This window comes from Amycolatopsis samaneae, from assembly GCF_039541975.1.
GTDB lineage: Bacteria > Actinomycetota > Actinomycetes > Mycobacteriales > Pseudonocardiaceae > Amycolatopsis > Amycolatopsis samaneae.
This window is the reverse complement of record NZ_BAABHG010000003.1, coordinates 623,397-643,648: the sequence shown is the minus strand read 5'-3', so window position 1 is coordinate 643,648 and position 20,252 is coordinate 623,397. Positions and strand designations below refer to the sequence as shown.

17 protein-coding genes are annotated in these 20,252 nt (G+C 69.4%); 8 read left to right on the top strand and 9 right to left on the bottom strand.

Annotated features, from left to right (window positions below; genetic code table 11):
* Positions 1–15: 15 nt before the first annotated feature.
* Positions 16–1,647, bottom strand: a complete 1,632-nt coding sequence (locus ABD987_RS10160) for a tyrosine-protein kinase family protein (protein WP_345389545.1) — start codon at positions 1,645–1,647, stop codon at positions 16–18.
* A 3-nt stretch (positions 1,648–1,650) separates the two neighbouring features.
* Positions 1,651–2,235 (bottom strand): TIR domain-containing protein, encoded by a 585-nt coding sequence (locus tag ABD987_RS10155; RefSeq protein ID WP_345389542.1) that lies wholly within the window; start codon positions 2,233–2,235, stop codon positions 1,651–1,653.
* A gap of 186 nt (positions 2,236–2,421) precedes the next feature.
* On the opposite strand from ABD987_RS10155, the gene ABD987_RS10150 reads away from it, so the two are divergent.
* Positions 2,422–3,396 carry an SEFIR domain-containing protein gene (locus ABD987_RS10150; RefSeq protein ID WP_345389539.1) on the top strand — a complete coding sequence of 325 codons (975 nt, stop codon included), beginning with the start codon at positions 2,422–2,424 and terminating at the stop codon, positions 3,394–3,396.
* A gap of 60 nt (positions 3,397–3,456) precedes the next feature.
* On the opposite strand, the gene ABD987_RS10145 is transcribed toward ABD987_RS10150, so the two are convergent.
* The 4 genes from ABD987_RS10145 to ABD987_RS10130 all read right to left on the bottom strand — a co-directional run bounded on the left by ABD987_RS10145 (position 3,457) and on the right by ABD987_RS10130 (position 11,029).
* Entirely contained in the window at positions 3,457–5,313 is a 1,857-nt protein-coding gene (locus ABD987_RS10145) for a hypothetical protein (RefSeq protein ID WP_345389536.1), read from the bottom strand.
* A gap of 117 nt (positions 5,314–5,430) precedes the next feature.
* Positions 5,431–6,651: a hypothetical protein gene (locus ABD987_RS10140; RefSeq protein ID WP_345389533.1), complete on the bottom strand. Its 1,221-nt coding sequence runs from the start codon at positions 6,649–6,651 to the stop codon at positions 5,431–5,433.
* The gene (locus ABD987_RS10135) at positions 6,651–9,581 is read right to left on the bottom strand and encodes a DEAD/DEAH box helicase (RefSeq protein ID WP_345389530.1); all 2,931 of its coding nucleotides are present in this window, start codon (positions 9,579–9,581) and stop codon (positions 6,651–6,653) included. The genes ABD987_RS10140 and ABD987_RS10135 overlap by 1 nt, the downstream gene beginning before the upstream one ends.
* A gap of 44 nt (positions 9,582–9,625) precedes the next feature.
* A complete protein-coding gene (locus ABD987_RS10130) occupies positions 9,626–11,029 on the bottom strand; it encodes an SEFIR domain-containing protein (RefSeq protein WP_345389527.1) in 1,404 nt (467 codons plus the stop codon).
* 216 nt (positions 11,030–11,245) lie between these two features.
* Between ABD987_RS10130 and ABD987_RS10125 the strand changes: the two genes are divergently transcribed.
* Positions 11,246–11,818, top strand: a complete 573-nt coding sequence (locus tag ABD987_RS10125) for a toll/interleukin-1 receptor domain-containing protein (RefSeq protein ID WP_345389524.1) — start codon at positions 11,246–11,248, stop codon at positions 11,816–11,818.
* A 91-nt stretch (positions 11,819–11,909) separates the two neighbouring features.
* Here the strand turns inward: ABD987_RS10125 and ABD987_RS10120 are convergent, their stop codons facing one another.
* Positions 11,910–12,866 (bottom strand): hypothetical protein, encoded by a 957-nt coding sequence (locus ABD987_RS10120; RefSeq protein ID WP_345389521.1) that lies wholly within the window; start codon positions 12,864–12,866, stop codon positions 11,910–11,912.
* A gap of 272 nt (positions 12,867–13,138) precedes the next feature.
* Between ABD987_RS10120 and ABD987_RS10115 the strand changes: the two genes are divergently transcribed.
* The 3 genes from ABD987_RS10115 (at position 13,139) to ABD987_RS10105 (ending at position 16,317) form a co-directional block, all read left to right on the top strand.
* Positions 13,139–13,297, top strand: a complete 159-nt coding sequence (locus ABD987_RS10115; RefSeq protein ID WP_345389518.1) for a hypothetical protein — start codon at positions 13,139–13,141, stop codon at positions 13,295–13,297.
* Between the two features lie 204 nt (positions 13,298–13,501).
* Complete coding sequence (locus tag ABD987_RS10110) at positions 13,502–15,703, top strand: helix-turn-helix domain-containing protein (RefSeq protein WP_345389515.1); 2,202 nt, start codon at positions 13,502–13,504, stop codon at positions 15,701–15,703.
* A 158-nt stretch (positions 15,704–15,861) separates the two neighbouring features.
* Positions 15,862–16,317: a MarR family winged helix-turn-helix transcriptional regulator gene (locus ABD987_RS10105; protein WP_345389512.1), complete on the top strand. Its 456-nt coding sequence runs from the start codon at positions 15,862–15,864 to the stop codon at positions 16,315–16,317.
* 90 nt (positions 16,318–16,407) lie between these two features.
* Here ABD987_RS10105 and ABD987_RS10100 read toward each other — a convergent pair whose 3' ends face one another.
* Together ABD987_RS10100 and ABD987_RS10095 are read right to left on the bottom strand one after the other, a co-directional pair.
* On the bottom strand, positions 16,408–17,127 hold the full coding sequence (locus ABD987_RS10100; RefSeq protein WP_345389509.1) for an ABC transporter permease: 720 nt from the start codon (positions 17,125–17,127) through the stop codon (positions 16,408–16,410).
* Between the two features lie 31 nt (positions 17,128–17,158).
* A complete protein-coding gene (locus tag ABD987_RS10095) occupies positions 17,159–18,043 on the bottom strand; it encodes an ABC transporter ATP-binding protein (RefSeq protein WP_345389506.1) in 885 nt (294 codons plus the stop codon).
* 163 nt (positions 18,044–18,206) lie between these two features.
* Here ABD987_RS10095 and ABD987_RS10090 point away from each other — a divergent pair, with 163 nt between their 5' ends.
* The 3 genes from ABD987_RS10090 to ABD987_RS10080 are packed head-to-tail and all read left to right on the top strand — an operon-like array spanning position 18,207 to position 20,187.
* Positions 18,207–18,440 carry a hypothetical protein gene (locus tag ABD987_RS10090; RefSeq protein ID WP_345389503.1) on the top strand — a complete coding sequence of 78 codons (234 nt, stop codon included), beginning with the start codon at positions 18,207–18,209 and terminating at the stop codon, positions 18,438–18,440.
* The gene (locus ABD987_RS10085) at positions 18,437–19,588 is read left to right on the top strand and encodes a sensor histidine kinase (RefSeq protein WP_345389500.1); all 1,152 of its coding nucleotides are present in this window, start codon (positions 18,437–18,439) and stop codon (positions 19,586–19,588) included. Before ABD987_RS10090 ends, ABD987_RS10085 begins: the two co-directional genes overlap by 4 nt.
* On the top strand, positions 19,585–20,187 hold the full coding sequence (locus ABD987_RS10080; protein WP_345389498.1) for a response regulator: 603 nt from the start codon (positions 19,585–19,587) through the stop codon (positions 20,185–20,187). The genes ABD987_RS10085 and ABD987_RS10080 overlap by 4 nt, the downstream gene beginning before the upstream one ends.
* Positions 20,188–20,252 lie beyond the last annotated feature (65 nt).

The following is a 20,252-nucleotide window of genomic DNA, read 5'->3' as shown; positions in this document are numbered from 1 at the left end:
CTTTCACACCAAGGTTCATTCGGGTAGGTATCCGGTGAAACCGCCGCTTGTGCCCTTCGCCCGCGCGCCGAGCACGCTTTCCGCCCATTCGAGCGCCTCCTTGGTCCCGGAGGGGACCGGTACCCGGCCGCCGTTCTCGCCCAGGCGAGAACGGGTCATCACGGCGAGTTCCTCACCGAGTGCCTGCGCCCGCTGGGAGTCGCCCGCACCGACCGCGTTGACCAGGTCGCGGGCGATCTCGCCGACGAGGTGCCACGACGCCGGGCGCAACAGCGCGTGCGCGGCCTGCCGGAGCAGGTCGACGAGATCGACGTCCCCGGTGTCGACGAGCGCGATATCGCCGTTGAGCTGATCCATCAGGTCACGCGCGACCCCGGCCAGCCCACGCGAGCCCTTCGACCGCAGGTAGCGAAGGTTGCCGACATAGCCGGTCAGCGCGTTCGGCTCGGTGTTCTCGGTCAGCACCGGGATGACCCGTCGATCCTGGCCCAGCGTGCGGTGCAGGAACAGCTCGACCTCGGCGGACTGCCAGCGGCTCACCTTGCCGTCGACGATCAGGCACAGGTGCTGCGCGTTGTCCTCGGCCTTGCCGAGCAGTGAGCGGTCCCCGGACAGTGACTTCCCGACCCGCGTGCCGAGACTCTCCAGCTCCGCGATCAGCTCGTCGGCGAAGTCCATTGTGGACCGCTGGGTGCTGACCCTGATGTCATAGGCGAAGCTGCGGTTGGTTTCCCGCACCGCCGCCACGTAGGCGTCGCGGTTCTCCTCCAGCAGGTCCGTGCGGTCGAACTCGTGCGCGATCACGGCGGCCACGGTTTCCAGCGCGAAACCGATCTGGTCGGCGCCGGGGCTGGACTCGGACTGGACCGCCAACTGCTCCCCGAAGCTCCAGTAGGAGACGTAGGGCAGCGTCAGATGGCGGAGCATGACATCGGCGGACACCGTGTGATGCACCCAGTTGCCGAAGAGGCTTTCGGTCTCCCGCACACAGATGCGGCGCCACTCCTCCGACCGGTCGTACTCCTCGCGGGTGTCGAACCGGGACAGCACCGGCAGGATGGTCAGCCGCGGCCGGTCGAACGGCAGCCCTCGGCGGGCGGCGTTGGCGCGTTCGGCGATCTCGACGGCGCCCCGGATGCTCTGCATGTTGGCGGTGAACAGGACGACGAGACGGTCGGGCAGGTGCGCGCTGCAGATGCTCGCGATATCGGAGATGCCGGTGCGGCTGTCGAGCAGGACGTAGTCGTAATCCGCGGTCCACTTCTCCCGGCACTTTTCGAGGTACTCGCCGAAGCCGTCGTCGTACAGGGACGCCCAGTCCACCGACTGCACCCAGCCGCGGTAGTCGGCGCCCGGACGGCCCGCGGTGATGAGATCGAGGGTGTCCGTGTGCGCCAGCCTGGTGATGTGCGCGGCCGGGCGGCACTCGCCCGCGACGAAGTCCTCGACCAGGTCCGCCACACCGCTCGTGGGATCCGCCTGCAACATCGGCCGGAAGTAGTCGTGCAGGCCGGGCGCTTCGAGATCCCAGTCCACGCACAGGACCCGGTTCCCCCAGCGTGCCAGCAGCACGGCGATATTGGCCAGTGCGAAGCTGCGGCCGACGCCACCCTTGTACGAGTAGAAGGTGATCACGGTGCCCGGCATCGGTCAGAACCTCGGCAGCTTTGCGGTCGGGGGCTTTTCGGGTAGAGGAGTGTCCAACGGCCAGTCCGGCTGCCAGGCGGGCGCGCGCTCGATGAGTTTCTCCAGTTCTTCGGCGATCCGCCCCACCTCGCTGCGGAAGTCGAGATACCGCGGACTCATCTGAAAGTGCTCTTCGGGATGGTTCAAGTCATTGAAATCTCGCATGCGACGCTGGTGCGCGTAGTCCGGAAAGCTGTCCGAATCGCAAAAGATCACCGGGTAGATCAGGCTCTGTGTTCCCTCCGGCGACGTCCTGCCGACGAGTTCCTCTCGCCGCGCCATCGATTGCCACTCGGCCATGCACCACTCGCTGCGAAAGTACTTGGGAGCGCACACCGCGACGAGGATGCGAGTCCGCCGCAGGGCATGTTGCAACGTGGGTGGCCACTTGGCTCCGGCGGGAATGTTCTCGTCGAAGAAGACAGTCACCTCACGATCGAGGTAGGCGTCCAGATGCTCCAGCAACCGCGGATAGAAGTGCGTACGCACCCAGGCGGCCGCCAATGCGACTTCGCGTGGATAGCTGATGAAGACGTCATACTCGTACACCCGGTACCCCGCTCCTTCGTCCCCTGCCTTCGGGCGGGGCGATCGTAAGTCGCCGAGGCTGGACAGAAACAGACAAGAAACATGACAAAAGCTGGACAGTCTCCGACCGCCACCCACCGGCCACCGAATATCGCGCAGAATTCGGGGCATCCACAGCCAAGATTCCCGATCGTTCCAGGAGCCCTGATGTCCGACGGCGAGGTCCCCCGACTGTTCATCACCTATGCCCACGACTCGGAGGCGCACAAAGAACGGGTCAGACGATTCGCGGCTTTCCTGCACGAGAAGATCGGCCTCGACGTGCACCTGGACCAGTGGTACGACAACAAGCGCCAGGACTGGTCGTCGTGGGCGATCGAGCACCTGGCGGCGGCGGACTTCGTCGTGGTCATCGCCTCGCCGGAGTACAAGCGCCGGGCCGACGGCGCCGCACCCGCCGACGAAGGGCGAGGTTCGCAGTTCGAAGCCGCGATGCTCCGGAACAACCTGACCAAGGATCTCCGTCGCGCGACCGAGCGGATACTTCCCGTCGTCCTGCCGGGGCAGACAGCGGAGGACATCCCGACGTTCCTCAACCCCTACTCCACCACCAGATTCCACGTCAGCACCTTCACCAGGGAGGGTGTGGCGGAACTGATCGCCGCGATCACCGGGAAGGGCCGGCACCAGCCGCCCGAACGCGGCCAGTGGCTGGGCGGGACAGCCAGCGGCACAACGGTGCCCGAGTACGTGTCGCTGGCGAACGGGCTGCCCTGGCTGGCCAGCGGCGCCGGTGTCCGTTCGGACAGCGCGCTGATCGACGGCGTGCGCTACGTGGACAGCATCGTGTTGCGGCCGTCGGCGAGCGCGATCGAGACACTGGGCTTCGTCGAGGTGGACCTCGGCTTGACCTACCGGCGACTGACCGCGATCGCCGGAGTGCTCGATGACGCCGAGGAATCCTTTCAGGTAGGGCATTTCGTGGTGTCTGCCGACGGCACAACGCTCGCCGAGTACCGGGTGGCCCTTGGTATGCCGGAGCCGGTCGAGGTGGACGTCACCGGGGCGCTGAAACTCCGGCTGGAGATGTACCGTCCGCGTGTCGGCGCGAGCCCGCGCCGGGATCGCCGGCCCGGTCGGTTGCCGGAGCTGGCCTGGGGCAACCCGGCGCTGTTCGGCTGAGCACGCGACGGCGGGCGGGAGCGTCGCCCCCGCCCGCCGCGCCCCTCCCCGGGCCGGTGGTTACGCGCTGCCGACGACGATCAGGTCGTCCCAGAGCGCGGTGACCGTCCTTCTGGTGCTGTGCAACACGTTGTCGAGCAGGGCGAGCCCGCAGGTGTCCCTGGTGACCCGATTCGCCGCCGCGTCCTCCCGCGCCCTGTCGTGCGCCGCGCGCTGCAGGTGCGGCTGGATGATGACCACCTTCGTCCGGTCGGTGGTCACGCGGGTACGGAGTTGCTCGATGAACTCGGCACTGGTGATCCGGCCGCCCGCGTGCCATGCCGCCCTGGCACGGACACGTGGTTTCAGCAGCTCGTCCTCCAGGATGTCCGTGTCCAGCAGGCGGACGTTCTTCTCGGCCTGGGTGACGACCTGCTCGAAGGGCGCGACGGCGACGCGACGGCCGATACTGGCGCTACCGGCGGCTTTCACGTGGATCGCGGTCAACGTGCCGTCGTCGGTGAGGTGCAGGAAGTCCGCGACCTCGCCGGCGCCGTCGTCGCACAACAGCCAGTCCTGGCCGAACTGCTTGACCACCCAGGCGAACAGCGAGTCGTCGCCGTTCACCGCGATCGCGTCGTGGAGCGACTCGTCCTCCTTGACGGCAGGCTTCTCCTTCGTGACCACGAAACCGGAGAAGTCCTGGAACACCAGGTTGGGGAACGGGGTGGACACGAGGTTCTGGCGGACCACCTGCCTGCCGTCGAACAGGTGCCCCGACTGGTAGTGGACGGTGACCAGATCGCCGCCCTCGAGCGCCTCCCTGATCTCGCGGGCGACGGGTTCCACCATCGGCACCCCGTCGTACCGGACGTCGAGATGGACGCCTTCGGGGCTCTCGACCGGTTTGAGCACCAGCGTGGCCGCGCGGACACCGTCGTGCCCGACGTCGACGAACGCGCGCGCGGACGCGGAATCGCCGCGGACGTCGAGGACGACCGAGCGCAGGAACTCGGCCCGTTCGACCCGCTCTTCGGTCGCGTCGGGCTCGCCGCGGACCTGGTCCGGATCGGGCACCAGGACGTCGAAGGCGTTCCGCACCCGGTTGAGGTCCTTTTCCGGCACCGCGAGTTCGGCGAACGGCGGCACCGGATTCTCCCCCTCCCCCAGCGCCTTTTTGACGGTGTCGAGCACTTCTCCCACAGCCTGGAGGAACATCAGGAAGTGCGAGGTCCGTTTCCACGAGACCCGCGAATTGCCCGGCGTGATGGTGACCAGGTCGCGCAGCAGCGCGTTTTCGTCGTCCGGCAGGTAGGCGACCTTGGCCGCGGTCAGCGCGAAGGTGCTGTCCTCGATGGCGTTGAGCGCGTCCTGGATCCGCAGGCCACCCAGCGCCTTGCTGTCCGGTTTGGTGGTGCGGGGCCGATGCACACCGCGCAGCCACACCATCCGGCCGTCACCGCGGAACACACCGGACAGCAGATCCGCGGGCACGAACCGGAACGGCGCCCCGCCCCGGCGGATCCACCTGCCGATGACGGTGTCGGTGGTGATACTCGAATAGATCGCCACGAGCTTGTCCCGGCGAACGGCCACCGACAGCTGGTTGAGCACGTCGACGAAGCCCGAGTCCCGCTCCGCCCAGCCCGGCGCGCGCAGCACTTCGCGAGCGATACCAAGGACTTCTTCGACGCCGAGGTCACCCACGATGCCGAGGTCGTCGACCAGTTCCCCGGCCCGCACCGCGACCTCGCCGCGGATCCGGGCGTCATCGGCGCGGCCGGGATCGGCCGCGCTCTTGCGCAGGAACCGGCGCAGGGTTTCGAACGCCTGCGCGGGATCATCGGAGGTGCATTCCAGCAGCACGACGGACATGTAGGGTTTCAGATCGGTGAGGCACAGTTTCTGGAGCGGGGGACTCGCGCTTTCGGTCGTCATGACTCAGGGAAGCTAGCCGCGCGAAACGGCGTTCGCCAGGCTGAACGGCGGAAGCGCGGATATTGTCCGGGAACTGTCCGGTTGACATTTCCGGTACAGTTCCCGGTCCGTAAACTGTCACTCGACGGGCCCGGCCAGCAACTCGTCGAGCCGACCCGCCAGCTTGGTTTCCCCGGCGTCGGCCGCCATCCGCCGCACCTCCGGCACATCCGCGGTCAGCTCCAGCTGGCGGGCGACCCGGTCGACCCGGCCGTCGAGGTCGGCGGCCGTGACCCCGGAGCGGCGCGTAACGTAGGAACCGACCCGTTCCAGCAACGCGCGTTCCCGAAGCTCCTTGTCCTCGCACCGAATGCGCAGCAGACAGGTGCTCAGTACAGCGAAGGAACCGATCCGGTAGTGCGGTATCCGTTTGGGCCCGAACGCTTCGGCCGGAAGAGTGACCTGCCAGCCACCCTCGTCGAGCCGGACCGGTTCGACCTGTTCGAACCCTCGCCGCCGGCACCATTCGGTGACCTGGCTTTCCTGTCGCTCCGGATCGACCGCCAGGTCCGCGATGTCGAGGACCTCGCGGATACCGGGCGTTTTCTCGCACAGTTCGGTGAATTCCGGGTCGGCCTCCGCGCCGGCCTGGCTGTAGGCGAGATACCGGACGGCGCCGCGCCGATCGACGGCACGCACCACGTAGAGCGGAAGATAGACGAGATCCTCCTGGAGACTTTCCGGCTGCTCGATCCGGACTGGCAGGTTGTAGCGCTCCCGGTCGGTGTGATTCGCCAGTTCCCGCAACGCTTCCCGGCGGAACCCGCCCGGATTGCAGAGCATCTGGAACGGCGGCTGCCCGCTGTCCGCCACCAGGGACATCACCTCGTCCGCCGGCGGCAGCGTCACGGCCCCGGCGTCGTAATAGGACCTGGTGAGCGGACGCGAGGCGAACGCGTCGAAGTACAGTTTCCGGCGGTCCTCCCGCTTGACGAAGTAGTACCTGTCGTCCCGTTGCGAGCGCCTGCCGAGTTCGGTCAGCGTCAACCTGCCCTCGCGCTCCACGACATGGCCGACGGCGTGGAGAAAGCGCAGCGCCCGGTCGACGATCGGTTCGTCCAGCGCGAGGAACGCGGCCAGTTCCTCCTTCGTGCCCAGCGCGCCTTCGGCGATCCCGCGCTCGATGTAGCGCTCGATCAGCTCGTAGGGCCTGCCGTCGGTGACCGTGGCCCTGACCTCGACCTGCCAGACCGGCAGCAGCAGCGCGAGGAGCCGGGTCGGCGCAAGCTCTCGCGAAAACGCCGCGTCCTCCAGGATCCGCTCCTTCGGATAAGGCATCACCCGCTTCCTGTCTGCCATTACCGCAGTCCTTCCAGGTCGGTCATGAATTCGGCGTACTTACGGACATCGCCGGTGTCGCGGACGTGATCGCGCAACGAGGTGGCCAGCTCCCGGAACCGGGTGTCGGTCGCGCGCAGCAGCATGTCCATGTCTCCGACCAGCACGAGTTGCTGTTTGGCCCTGGTGAACGCCACGTTCGCGCGTCGCAGTTCGTCGAGGAACCCGACACTTCCCCGCCGGTTGCTCCGGGTGAAGCCGTAGAGGATCACGTCCCGTTCCCCGCCCTGGAACGAGTCGACCGTCCCGATGTTCCCGTCGATCGCGTCGGAATCGCGGATGCTCCGGCCGAGGAGCTCGGCGATCAGCTTGACCTGGGCGGCGTACGGAACGATCAGGGCCCACTCCACGCCGCGCCGGTGGTAGTACTCCGCGAGTGCCCCGAGCACGCGCGCTTCGGCGTGGTTGACCGTGCCCTTCCGGCCGCCCGGCGCGGCCGACTCGGCGCGCTCGCGCTCGGGCAGCCCGGAGGTGTCGACGAACGCGAGCGGCTTGGCGAACAACGAGGTGTCCGGGGTCCGTTCGACCATCGTCCGCAGGGTCCCGTCGTAGAACATGTCGGAGATGAAATCCGCGATCACCCTCGGCATCCGCCGTTGCCGGGTGAGCCGCACGACGTGGCTGCCGGGCACCTCGTCCACCAGCATTTCGAGCGTGCTCTTGGTGACCAGTGCGGTCGTCTCGGCGTCGCCGGTCCCGTCCGCCCAGTCCGCGACGCCGTCCCCGACGAAGGGCGGCAGCTGCCGGTGGTCCCCGACCAGCACCGCACGTCGCGCCCGGACCAGCGGGATCAGCACGTCGGCGGTGCCGATCTGCCCCGCCTCGTCGACGATCGCGAGGTCGAATTCGACGTCGGCGAGTTCGGTCCGGGACGCCGAGCCGATACAGGTCGCGCCGATGACGTCGGCGTAGCGGATCAGTTCGGGATACAACTGGTCCACCGCGCCGGAAATGCCGACCCGCCATTCCGCGAGCAGTTTCTCCCTGGCCGCGAGCACGTCGAGGCGTCCCGGCAGCCACGCGTTCAGCCGCCGCAGGATGTCCAGCACCTGCGCGGGGTCGCCCTCGATCGCGACCGCGGGCAGGGCGTCCACCGCGGCCACCAGCGAACGGATCGCCCGCAGGGCCTGCTCGACCTCGTCCCGGCTCGCGACGAACCGCTGTTCGGCCAGCGCGGCGGCCTGGCGCGCCGCCCGCACCGGCGGCACGTCGTGGATCACGACGTTGAGGTGGTGTTCGGCCGTGGCGATCTCCGTGCGCAGCCTGCCCGCCTCGGCGGCCGCCGTGTCGAACTGGGCCCGGCACGCCGTGATCCGCCGTTCACGACGTCGGGCCGCGGCCCTGGCCAGTGCGGCGAACGGCGGCCACCAGCGACGCGCCCGCGCGCGCTCGTCCCGCGACACCAGGAGTCCGAGTTCGCCGTGTCGCCGGGCCAGCAGCTGGTCCTGCCCGGCGAGCCCTGCCCGTAACTCGGTGATCCGGTCCCGGACCGGGCCGCCCGCCGCGTACCGGATCCGCTCCAGCTCGTGCCGTTCCTGTACCAGGGCGCCGAACGCCGCCGCCATCGCCTCGGTGCGCTGGGCGAGCACCGGCAGCCACTGTCTGGCCTGGGGCAGCGTGGCATAGCCGCGCAGGGCGGTTTCGGCGCGGCCGATGGCCTCACGCCGCAGATCGGCGGCCAGCTGTTCCAGCAGAAACTGCCGTCCGTCGGGGTCGACCTTGCCCTCGCTGCCCACCCGGATCACGACGACGTCCTTCGGCAGCTTGACCAGCACGTTGTCCACGGCCCGGTTCGTGTGCGAGGTGACCAGGACCGGGCCGCGGTCCGGTGCCAGCGCGCAGGCCCGCGCGATCTCGCTGATGGTGCGTGTCTTCCCGGTTCCCGGCGGCCCGAGCACCAGTGCGAGGTCCTGGACGCCGAGCGCCATCCGGAAGGCGGCGAGCTGATCCTCGTCCAGTTCCTCGCCTGGCCGGTCGGAAACGTCTTGAACCGGCTTCAGCCGATGATCCACGAGCACCGGCAGCAACGACCGGTTCCGTTCCCGCTGGGTCCGGAGCAGGCGCACGGCCTCACGTCGCTTGGTGTGCACGACGTCGCCGGCGGTCTCCTCCAGTTCACCCTGCTCGGGCAGCTCTTTCCGGTCGATCAGGCGGTCGAAGCGGACGAGCACGCGGTCGCCCTCGACTCGCCGCACCTGGCCGCGGTAGTCACGGGCACCGCGTATCCCGACGTACTTGTTCCGGACGGGAAAGCGTTTACCTACGATGTGGAAGGCGTAGACCCCCTCGGCGCTGTATCGCCGTTCGGCCACCGACTCGACTTTCCCGTACGGGTAGGACGCCGGCGCGTTCTGCCGCTCCCCGGCGATCCGCTGCGTGGCGTCGATCAGCCGGTCGAGCCGATCGAGGTAGCGAGTGTGCGCCGGGCCGGGCTCGGTGACCGCGCGCCGGTCCGCCGGCCGGTTCCGCAGCGCCGTCCAGCCGTTGTGCACGACGTCCCACTGGGCACGAAAGCCGGGCGGGACCTCACGCGGCTCGAGCTTCGCGTGCCATTCCGCCCGCAGCATCAGGGCCCCGCTGGCCAGCCGATGCTGGTCGGCCAGCTGCATCGGGTTGATCCCGGCCACCGTGTAGGCGTCCCCCGACCTGGTCACGAACAGCCGCACGACATAGGTGCGGGTGTGCAGCAGCAGGCTGTGGTCGCCGCCGTTCCGCGGCTCGTCAACTGTGGCGGCGACACCCTGCGGATACCCGTTCAGTTCGCTGACGAGCTGGGTCACCCCGCTCGGCAGCAGTCCCGGATAGCGCTCCGCGTGCTGGACGAGCCGCGCGGCCAACGGCCGCCCCGGCACCAGTGCGACCGGGGCGGGCAGGGCGACTGGGGGATACAACGCGGGTTTCTCCTTGTCCGCAGGGGAGTTCGTCGGCACCGTCCTCACGCGTTCCGCAGGGCGCTCGCCAGCGCGGAGACGTCGGGACGCGCGCCGGGGTCGGCGGCGAGGGCGCGATCGAGCGCTTCGCCCACCGGGCGCGGTAAATCCGGTACCAGCCCGTGGATCGGCACCGGGTTCGGCGGGACGGGCACGTGCCCGGTCGCGAGGTGATAGGCCACCGCGGCGAGCTGGTAGACGTCGGTCCACGGGCCTGCCCGCCCTTGTCGGCTCCGGCGCTGTTCCGGGGCCCGGTAGAGATCGGGGCCCTCCCCCGGCTCGTAGGCCACCGCGGCGAGCCCGAGATCGCGGAGCACCAGCCGCCCGTCGTCGAGCCGGATCAGGCCCGCCGGCGTCAGGCACCGATGCGGTGTGTCCTTGCCGTGCATCACCGCGAGAATCCGGCATACCCCGGCGAGTTCCCGGAGGAATCCACGCGTGCGCAGGAGATCGGGGTGCTCACCGGGTTCCGGGAGGAACACCGCGAGCGTGTCGCAGGGAGCGCCGGTCCGGGTCGGCGGCCATCCGGTCGCCAGCGTCACGACACCGTCCTCTTCGGCCAGCCGCGCGGACTCCGGCATCCCCGGTGTCCGGCCGGTCGGCGCGGTGAGCAGGCGATGTTCGCGTACCAGTGCCGCGGCGACGGCGTTGGCCAGTGGGGTCCGCTGTCGTAGTTCGGCCTGACGAAGCCAGACGTAGCCACGCGACGCGCCGATGCGCAGCGCCCGCGCCGACCGGGTCACCGCCGCCCCGTCCGCGGTGATCCGTTCCTCGAAGGTGTCGCCGTGCACCAGGTAGTGCTCGTCCCCGACGAGGGCTTCGGTGCCCGGTACCAGGATCGGGCTCCGCCCTGGAGTGGTCTTCCGCTCGGCGACGACGATGGGATCGACGCCTGGCACCGGGGGCAGAAAGGGCCCGAGCGGCGGTTTCACGTGTTCCGGCGCACCGTAAATGACGCGCACCAGGTCACGGATTCCATCAAGAGTCAGGTCATCTACTACGTATTTCGTAGCGGAATAGGGAAGCAGAGTCGGAGGAATGTCGTCGACCGACTGATCCGGCAGCACCACCGGCAGAATTCGCCGCGTCGCCTCGCGCACGTCCCGGCCGAGATCGTTGTTGATCAACGCGTTTTCCAGCTGCGTCAGGCCGCTACCGGCGAGCCGTCCGTACTCGGGCGACACGATCACGAGGACGAACTCGGCACCGGTGTATTCCTCGCTGATCCAGGCCACCCGATCACGCCGGGCAGCGGTTTCCCACTCGTCGACCAGCGTCTCGATCCCCGCACGCTCCCGGAGGAAGCCCGCGAACCTCACAACCTGCTCGACGTGCCGCGCCGAATCCCGGGCATAGGAGACGTAAACCTTGGGTGAACGGGAAGTCTCGTCCGGCTCTGCCACGATCATCGATCCCTTCCGTGCGCGGCCATGATCGACAAACGCACGCACCATGTCATGAGTCGTACCGCAGCCGCAGGCGAATCACCAAACCGGCCCGGTTTTGTCCGGCATCACACAAATCGGCCGGCCGGGATCCCCAGCCGACCGAATGGACACCCGCGTTGCTATCGTTTTCGCCGGGACGATCGCCGCGGTGGCGGCCCGGACGACGAGGACCTTTCGATGCAGTTCCAGGAAAGTCAGCAGGCAGGCCGGGTCACCACACATCCGACGGTTTTCCTCTCCTATACCCACGACACCGAAGAGCACTGCCAGGCCGTCCTGGAGTTCGCCGGGTTCCTCAAGGGCAACGGGATCACCGTGCTGATCGACCGGTGGGCCGGTGTGTCGCGCCGCGACTGGCAGCTGTGGTCACAGCGGAACATCCCCGGTGCCGACTACATCATCGTCGTGGCCTCGGAGGTCTACCGGCGGGTCGGCGACGGCGACAGCACCTACGACCGGAACCGTGGCGGGCAGTGGGAGGTCGCCCTGCTGCGTGACGCCCTCCAGGAGAACCGTCCGAAATGGACGGAGAAGATCCTCCCGGTGATCCTGCCCGGCCACGGCATCGACGGTATCCCGCGGTTCCTCCAGCCCCACGCCGCCGACCGGTACGAGGTCACCTCGTTCACCGTGGCGGGAGCCGAACCGCTGCTGCGTGTCCTCACCGGACAGCCGGGCCACATCGCCCCGCCGCTGGGACCGCTTCCCCACCTGCCACCGCGGTCGGGCCCCGGCGCGAAGCCGACCTGACACCCGGCGATCGCTGTCACCCTCGCCAGGAGCCGGTCCGAGATCCGGTTCGCCGCGGACGAAGCCGTCGCGCTGAGCAGCCGGTAGCGCCTCACACCGCTTCCGGCACGTTCCAGCGCACCCCGTAGGCGAAGCCGGGGGTCAGCTGCCGAAACCGCAGGTGCACCTCCCCGGCGTCGTCCGGTTCCAGTGCCGTCCCCCGGACCGACCGGTTCAGCGCGTCGTTCTGGAACACCCGGTCCAGCCGGACGATCTCCTCGGGCATCGGCCGGGCGAACCGGACGTGCAGTTCGAAGGACTCGATCGGATGCCGCGGCACGCACACGTAGTGCGGGAACCGAAACACGGCCAGGAACCGTAGCGTGATCTCGTGCCGATCCCCTCGGCGCAGCGGCGCGGGCAGCCGGAGCGACAGCTTGGCCCGGTCGCTGGACTCCATCTCCCGACGGACGAGCCGGGCTCCCCGGAAGACATGAGCCCGCAGATCCGGCTCCTCGACCGCGGGCCCGCGCGGGTCTGGCGTGGTCAGGGTGAACGCCAGGTCGATATCACTGACGCCGTCGACGTCGGCCACGATCCGGCGGGTCTCGACCACCTCCGGCACCGGCTGATCGAGCGCCAGCGTGGTGCCCAGCCACTCGGTGTGCCAGCCACGTCCCGGGGAAGGCGGTTCCACGGCGGGTTCGGACTGGACGGCCAGCTCCGCGACCCGCTGCGTGCCCTCTTTGATCCGCCGGTTGATCGTCCGCTCGTCCCGCTCCAGTTCTTCGGCGACCCAGAGCACCCGGTCCCGCAGAAACTGACGCTGTGCCTGGCTGTGCAGCCCGTAAGCCGCGAGCAATGTGATGCGCAGGTCGGTCGGCAACTGTGCGATAGGACCACGCAACCACGTGGAAAGCTTCCGCCGGATCTCCGCGACGTCCTCGCCGTCGGCAATACCGCAGAGCGCTCGCAACGCGGGTCCCACCCGATCACCGAGGTCATCGGCGAAAACGCCCCGTCCCTTGCGCACCAGCTTCAGTTCCTCCACCACGTCCTTCGCGCTCACGTTCACCGTTCCCTCCCCGAGCAGCTCAGCACGGCTGCCAATCCTCGTCAACACCGATCGCGGTGTCCAGCCGGGCGCCGGGGCACATTCGCGATCGTTATGTCGCGGTTTCCTTTCCCGCCGGGAGAGGAAACAGGAAACCCGTTGTCAGCCACTTACCACCAACCGCATTCTTGGTGGGCCGCAACGATTCGCGGCGAAACACCGAAGACCACGGTGGACATCCCGTTTTCGCAGTGCCGTACCGGCACGCTCTCGTCGAAGGAGTCGCGATGAAGATCATGCGCTCGTTTTCCATGCTCATCCGGCTGCCCTTTTGGCTGGTGATCGCCGTTCTCGTGGGGGGAACGGCGCTCGGCGGCCAGGCCGGGAGGGTGCTGGGGAACCGCGCCTCCGCCGTGGTCGGCGCCACCGGAAAGGAGGTGTTGTGACATGCAGACCCACGACGTGTTCGGACTGATCCTGACCCTGCTGACCCGCTCCTTCGGCTGAGGCCGGATATGTGGCGAAACCACACCCCGCGTTCTCGCGGGCCGGTCGGCTCCGAGGATCCGACCGGCCCGCGGGCCGTCATCAGCCGGTACCGCGGCCCGCTCCGCGCGGCCATACTGAACGTGCGACGAGGATGGGAGCTGATGAGCGAACGAGCGACCTTCGGCGCCGAACTCCGGCGCCGCCGCCGCGCCGCCGGGCTCTCCCTGACCGAACTGGCGGAGCGCACGCACTACAGCAAGGGCTACCTGAGCAAAGTGGAGACCGGGGCGGCCACGCCGAACCCGGCACTGGCCGCCCTGTGCGAGTCGGAGCTCGGCGTCCCCGGCACGCTCGTCCCGCTCCTGCCCCGTGAACCGGTGCGCCGGCGCACCCGGCCGGACGTCCGCCCGTCCGGCCTGCCTCCGGCCACCCCCGACTTCGTCGGACGCGCCACCGAACTGCGGCTGGTCCGGGACGCCCTCGAGGCCGACGGCGGGATCTGCGTGGTCTCGGGCATGGGTGGCGTCGGTAAGACCGCACTGGCCGTCCGCTGCGCCCACCGCCTCGAAACCGGATTCGCCGACGGCTGTCTCTTCGTGAACCTCCACGGCTACGACGCGGGAGAAGCCGCGGCCGCGCCCGCCGTCGTGCACGACCGTCTCCTGCGGGTGCTCGGCGTCCCGGCCGAACGGATCCCGGCCGATCCGGACGACCGCGCCGCGCTGTACCGCTCCTGTCTCCGCGGCCGGAGCCTGCTGCTGGTACTGGACAACGCGGCGAACGCCGCCCAGGTCCGGCCATTGCTGCCCGCCGAGCCGAAGTGCCGGGTCCTGATCACCAGCCGGTCCCGGCTGACCACGCTCGACGAGGCCAGGCACGTCTCCCTCGACGTGCTGTCCGCGCCCGCCGCCGCCGAGCTGTTCGGGGCGCTCACCGGGAACCCGCCGGGCGATCCGGTCGCCAGGGTGGTCGATCGGTGCGGCAGGCTCCCGCTGGCGATCCGGATCGCCGCGGCCCGGCTGCGGGCCCATCCCACTTGGCAGCTCGAAACGCTGGAGAGGCGGCTCGGTGCCGAGGCCGACCGGCTGGGCGAGCTGGACGACGGCGAGCGCGCGATGTCCGCCGCGTTCCAGCTCTCCGCGCGACGGCTCGGCGACGTCGAATCCCGGCTCTTCGGCTTACTGGCCCTGCACCCTGGCGACGACTTCGACGTCCACGCCGCGAGCGCGCTGAGCGGGCTTTCCCTGCGCGAGACCGACCGGGCGCTCGAACGGCTGCACGACATGTACCTCCTCACGCAGCCCGAGGCGGAGCGGTACGGCTTTCACGACCTGCTCCGGGAGTTCTCCGGCGAAGCCGTGCTCGCCGACGTGCCCGAGCCCGACCGCGCCGCGGCCTTCCGCAGGCTCGCCGCCTTCGCCGTGCGAAGCGCCGCCCAAGCGGATTGCCTGACCACTCCCCAGCGTTTCCGGCCCGAGATCGCCTTCGGCGAGGACGTCCCGGCGCCCGTCCGGCTCGACGACGACGAGATGGCGCTGGCCTGGTACCGCGCCGAGTGGCCGGGCCTCGTCGCCCTGTGCCGGGCGGCCGCCGAGCGCGGTGAGCACGAACGGTGCTGGCAGCTGGCGTTCTTCCTGCGCGGGTTCTTCTTCACCAGCAAACTGTGGGATCCCTGGATCGCGACGCACCGCTGGGCACGTGCGTCCGCCACGACGCTCGGAAACCGGTGGGCGTTCGCGACGATGACGGCCAACCTCGGCGTGGCACTCGTCGACCGCGGCGAACTCGACGAGGCGTCCGCCCGCTACCGCGAAGCACTCGGGGTGTACCGCGAACTCGGGGACGAGCACGGCGAACACACCGTGCTGGCCCACCACGCGTGGGCCCTGCACTACCAGGGCGAGCACGAGAACGCGTTACGCGATCTGCGGATCGCCAGGGATCACTACGAGCGGACCGGCAACCGCCGCAACGCGGCGATCACCACCAGGGGCATCGCGCTCACGCTGACGGCACTCGAACGAGCCACCGACGCGGCCGCCCTCGCCGAGCAGGTGCTGCCGGTGTTCGACGAGCTCGGGCTGGCCCTCGACGCCGCCATGACGCAGAACTGTCTCGGCTGGGCGTGGTTCCACACCGACCGGCACGACCGGGCGACCGCCGCCTACCACGACGCCGCCACCCGCGCGCTGGCCTGCGGGAGCGCCTACGAGACGGCCCGCGCCTACACCGGGCTCGGCAACGTCGCCGCCACCCGAGGGGAGCCCGAGGTGGCGGCGGTCTTCTGGGCCCGCGCCGACGAGACATACCCGGACCTCGACCCGGTCATGGTCGGGGAAGCCCGCGCCCGGCGCCTTCGGTGAACACACCGGTCGGCGGGGCCGGCGCTGGGCCTCGCCGCGAGGGTCCAGGAGCCGTGCCCACTCCGGGGACCGAGGTGCTGGTGGCCGTCGATCCGTTCCATGTCGTTGCCTGCCCAAAAGTTAGCTTGCCAAATATTGCACAGGCTAGGCTCGCGCTCATGCGGAAGACGAGCACCGAGGAACTGGCGCGGGCCGCGGACCGGCTGTTCTACGCCATGCGCCGGTCCAGGGCCGCAACCGTCGGCCAGGCCGACGGCGGACTGTCCCTGGCCCAGCTGGCCCTGCTCGGGCCGCTGGCCGAGACACCGGACGAGCCGGGCCTGCCGGTCGGCAGGCTCGCCACCGCCGCCGAGGTCAGCGTCTCGACCGCCACCCGCATGCTCAAACAGCTCGAAACCAAGGGCGTGGTGACCCGGCGCCGCTCCCCCGACGACGAACGCCAGGTGCTGATCAGCCTCACCGGCGACGGCGTCCGCCGCCTCGACGCGGTGCGCGCCGACCTCCGTGCACGGCAGAACCGGGCGCTGAGCAGGTTCACCGCGGAGGAACGCCGGGAGCTCGCCGCCCAGCTGCACCGGCTGGCCGACGTCATCACCGACACGCCGCCCGCCTGAGCACCGAGGGAGGCCCTGGGTGCGTTGGCCGCGACAAGGGCGTCCCTCGGCGCGTCCAACGCACCGAAGGCGTCCCTCGGCACGCGTCCGTCAACGACGCGGCTCCCAGCGGAAGAACCGCCGGGCCAGTACTCCCGCCACGACCACCCAGGCCAGCGTCGGGCCCAGCAGGGTCAGGGAGTCCGAGACGCGGACACCGCCGTTCCAGGCGTTGAGGACCAGTTCGGTGGCCGACCCGCCGGGCAGCATCCGCTTGAGCACGGCGAGCTTTTCGGTGCCGCTGATACCGACCCAACCGGCCACGCCGAGCACGCCAATGGTGACCGGCAGCGTGGTCACCTGTGCGTGTTCCGGCGAGTTCGTCACGCCCGCCGTGGCCAGTGCGAGGCCGAGCATCATGAGCACCGCCGCGAGAACCGCCACCACCAGCAGGAGCGCGTTGCTCGGCGCGCCGGCGGCCGAGGCCAGCACGATCAGGATCACCGCGACCTGGACCACGGTGATGACGGTGATCGGCAGCAGCAGCCCGGAAAGGATGCCGCGATCGCTGACCGCGGTGGACCGCAGCCGTTTGAGGAAAAGGTTCTGCCTGCGCGAGGCCAACGTGGTCACCGCGGTGGTGTAGAGCCCGATCGCGACCACGAAGAACAGCACCAGCGCGGCGATGTACCCGAGGCTCGCCACCTTTTCGAAGGTTTCGCGCAGATAGATGAACATCGCGCTGAAGGCCACGGGGAGAACGAGGGTGGTGAGCAGGACCAGCCGGTTCCGGAAGATCTGGACCAGCTCGCCGCGAGCGATGGAGAACATGGGAAATTTCCTGTTCTGGAAAGGGAATGTGCTATTCGGCGCCGATGGCGCGGAAGACGTCGTCGAGCCGGGTCGGCCCGGCCCGCAGGTCCCGCAGTTCCAGCGCGTTGTCCTGTGCCCACCCGAGCAGGGTGTGCAGATCCTTCTGCAGCCCGAAGGTCTCGACGAGGAAGCGCCCGTCACCTTCGCGCGTGGCGGGCAACGGCGGCGCGGGCGCGTGGGCGGGCAGGACGAACCCGATGGTGGAGGGCAGGGTCCGCGTCAGCTCGGAAACGGTGCCCTCCCGGTGAAAAGTGCCCCGGTGCATGAGCCCGACGCGGTCGGCGCGCTGCTGGGCCTCTTCGAGGTAGTGCGTGGTGAGCACGATGGTGGTCCCGTCCTCGCGCAGCCTGTCCACCGCGTCCCAGAGCGCGTCCCTGGACCGGATGTCCAGCCCGGTGGTGGGCTCGTCCAGGAAGATCAGCTCCGGCGACCCGTACACGGCGGTGGCGAAGTCGAGCCGCCGCTTCTCACCGCCGGAGAGCTGGGCCACCTTCGTACTCGCCTTGCGGGTGAGGTCGACGACGCCGAGCACGCGGTCGACCCGGTCGGTCCGCTCGGTGAGCCCGCCGATCAGCCGGACGGACTCCCGCACCGTCAGGTCCGGGGAGAAACCGCTCTCCTGCAACATGATGCCCATCCGAGGCCGCACGGCGCGGCGGTCGCGCGGACTCTGCCCGAAGACCCGCACGGTGCCCGAGGTGGCGGCGCGATGACCTTCGACGGTCTCCAGGGTCGAGGTCTTTCCCGCCCCGTTCGTGCCGAGCAGCGCGTACAACTCCCCGCGCGCCACCTGAAAGGACAGATCCTTCACGGCGTGGAAGTCGCCGTAGGTGAGATTCAGACGTTCAACGTCGATGACCGGTGTCGAGGACATGCCGACGATTCCAGCGGTCCCCGCGCCCGGCTACCAGTGCGCCTGTGTCACCACTTCACCGTGACATTCCTGCGAGTGAAGTCATGACACGGTGTCACTGGTGACCGCGCGCCCGGCGCGGAATGCTGGACGGCGACTCCACTGTCCGAAATGGAAAGCCACGATGAACACCAGACCTCCGCGCGTCGTGCTCACGATCGTCATGATCGTCTCTCTCCTGGTCTGCGTGGTGTTCCTGCTCCACCACGCCGGACTCGGCCTCTACCCTGACCGCATGGAGTCCTGGCTCGACGGCAACTCGTGGCTGATGTGGACGGCCGCGGCCCTCACCGTCGGCAGCGCACTGGCGATCCCGCCACTCGCCCTGCTCAACCGGCACCCGGACGACGACCGGTGAGGTCGTTCCGCCCGGTGATCTTCAAGCGCACCGGCCCGGCCAAGGCCCGGTTGCGCCGGATCAACCTCGTCTCCACGCTCCCGCCACTCGTCTGTGTCGGGGCGCTGGTGGTGGTGATCGACAGCAGGACCTGGTGGCAGGCCGTCGTCCTCAGCCTGGGCGTGGTGGCCGCCGTCGTGGGCACCGAACGCTGGACGGCGGACGACTTCCCCCGCGTCGCGGTGCCCTGCCTCGCCGTCGCCGCGGGGGTGTGGCTCTTCGGCGCGCTGGCCGGCTGCCCGACGGCGTTCTACGGCATCTCCGTCGTCGGCCCCACCGCCATCCCGTCGCTGCCCCGCTACCGGGGCCGCGCGACGCTGGCGCTGGCCGCCTTCGTCGCCGCGGCGGGCGCGACGCGGCTGGTGGTGGTGCGGGAGCCCGGCCTCGCCGTGGTGCTCCAGTACGTCGTCTTCTCCGCCTTCACCGTCGTGGTGGCCACCGGGCTGATGTTCGCCAGCCAGCGGATCTTCGACCTCATGAGAGAGCTGGAGCAGTCGCGGGACCGGGAAGCCGAGCTGGCCGTCATGCGGGAACGGATGCGGTTCGCCAGCGACCTGCACGACATCCAGGGCCATACCCTGCACGTGGTGAAGCTAAAGGTCACGCTGGCCGAAAAGCTGCTCGAACACGACGTCGACCAAGCGCGCGCGGAACTGCGCGAGGTGCACGCCCTGGTCGGCGACACCATCACCCAGACCAAGGAACTCGCCTACGCGCAGCGGCGGCTCAACCTGTCGACGGAGCTGGAGAACGCGAAGAACCTCTTCGAGGCCGCGGGTATCCACGTGCGTGTCGACCGCGAGGCCGAGATCGACGACCGCGCGGGCGAGCTGCTCGGCCAGGTCCTGCGGGAGACGACGACCAACATCCTGCGGCACGCGCAGGCCAGGCAGGTGCGGATCACGCTCACGAGGTCGGGGATCACCATCGTCAACGACGGCGCGCGGGAATCCGTGCTGCCGGAGCTCAACGGGCTCTCCACCCTCGGGCAACGACTGTCGGACAACGGAGGCGAGTTGAAGGTGACACTGCAGAACGGGTACTTCCTGACCGCCGCGACGTTCCCGCCCGCCGGCCCCGTGCCCCGGACCGCGGGAGAACGATCGTGACCACCGTGGTGCTCGCCGACGACGAGGCACTCCTGCGCAAGGCACTGGCGGCACTGCTGCCGCTCGAAGGCGAGATCACCGTGCTCGCCGAGGCCAAGGACGGGGAGGACGCCGTGGCCGCCACCCTGCGGCACGAGCCCGACGTGCTCGTCATCGACCTGGAAATGCCCGGGGTGGACGGGCTCGGCGCCGTCGAGCGGATCCGCCGCGCGCGGCCGGAGCAGGTGATCCTCATGCTGACCCGGCACGCCCGGCCCGGTGTGCTCCGCAAGGCGCTGAAACTCGGCGTCCAGGGCTTCGTCAGCAAATCGGCGGAACCGGCGCACATCACCACGGTCATCAAGGCCCTGCACGAGGGCAGGCGCTGGATCGACCCGGACGTCTCCGCGCTCGCCGTCGTCGACGACTGTCCGCTCACCGACCGCGAGATCGACGTGCTGCGGGCGACCGCCGAAGGGTTCTCGGTCGCCGACATGGCGGGCCGGCTGCACCTCGCGCAGGGCACCGTGCGCAACTACCTGTCGAACGCGATGCAGAAGACCCAGACCCGGACCCGGCACCACGCGGCGCGCTACGCCCGCGAACACGACTGGCTCTGACTGGTACCACGGACCTGTCGCCTTCTGGACCTTTCGGCGGGCCCCGATCTCCCGCAGTGTCGTGA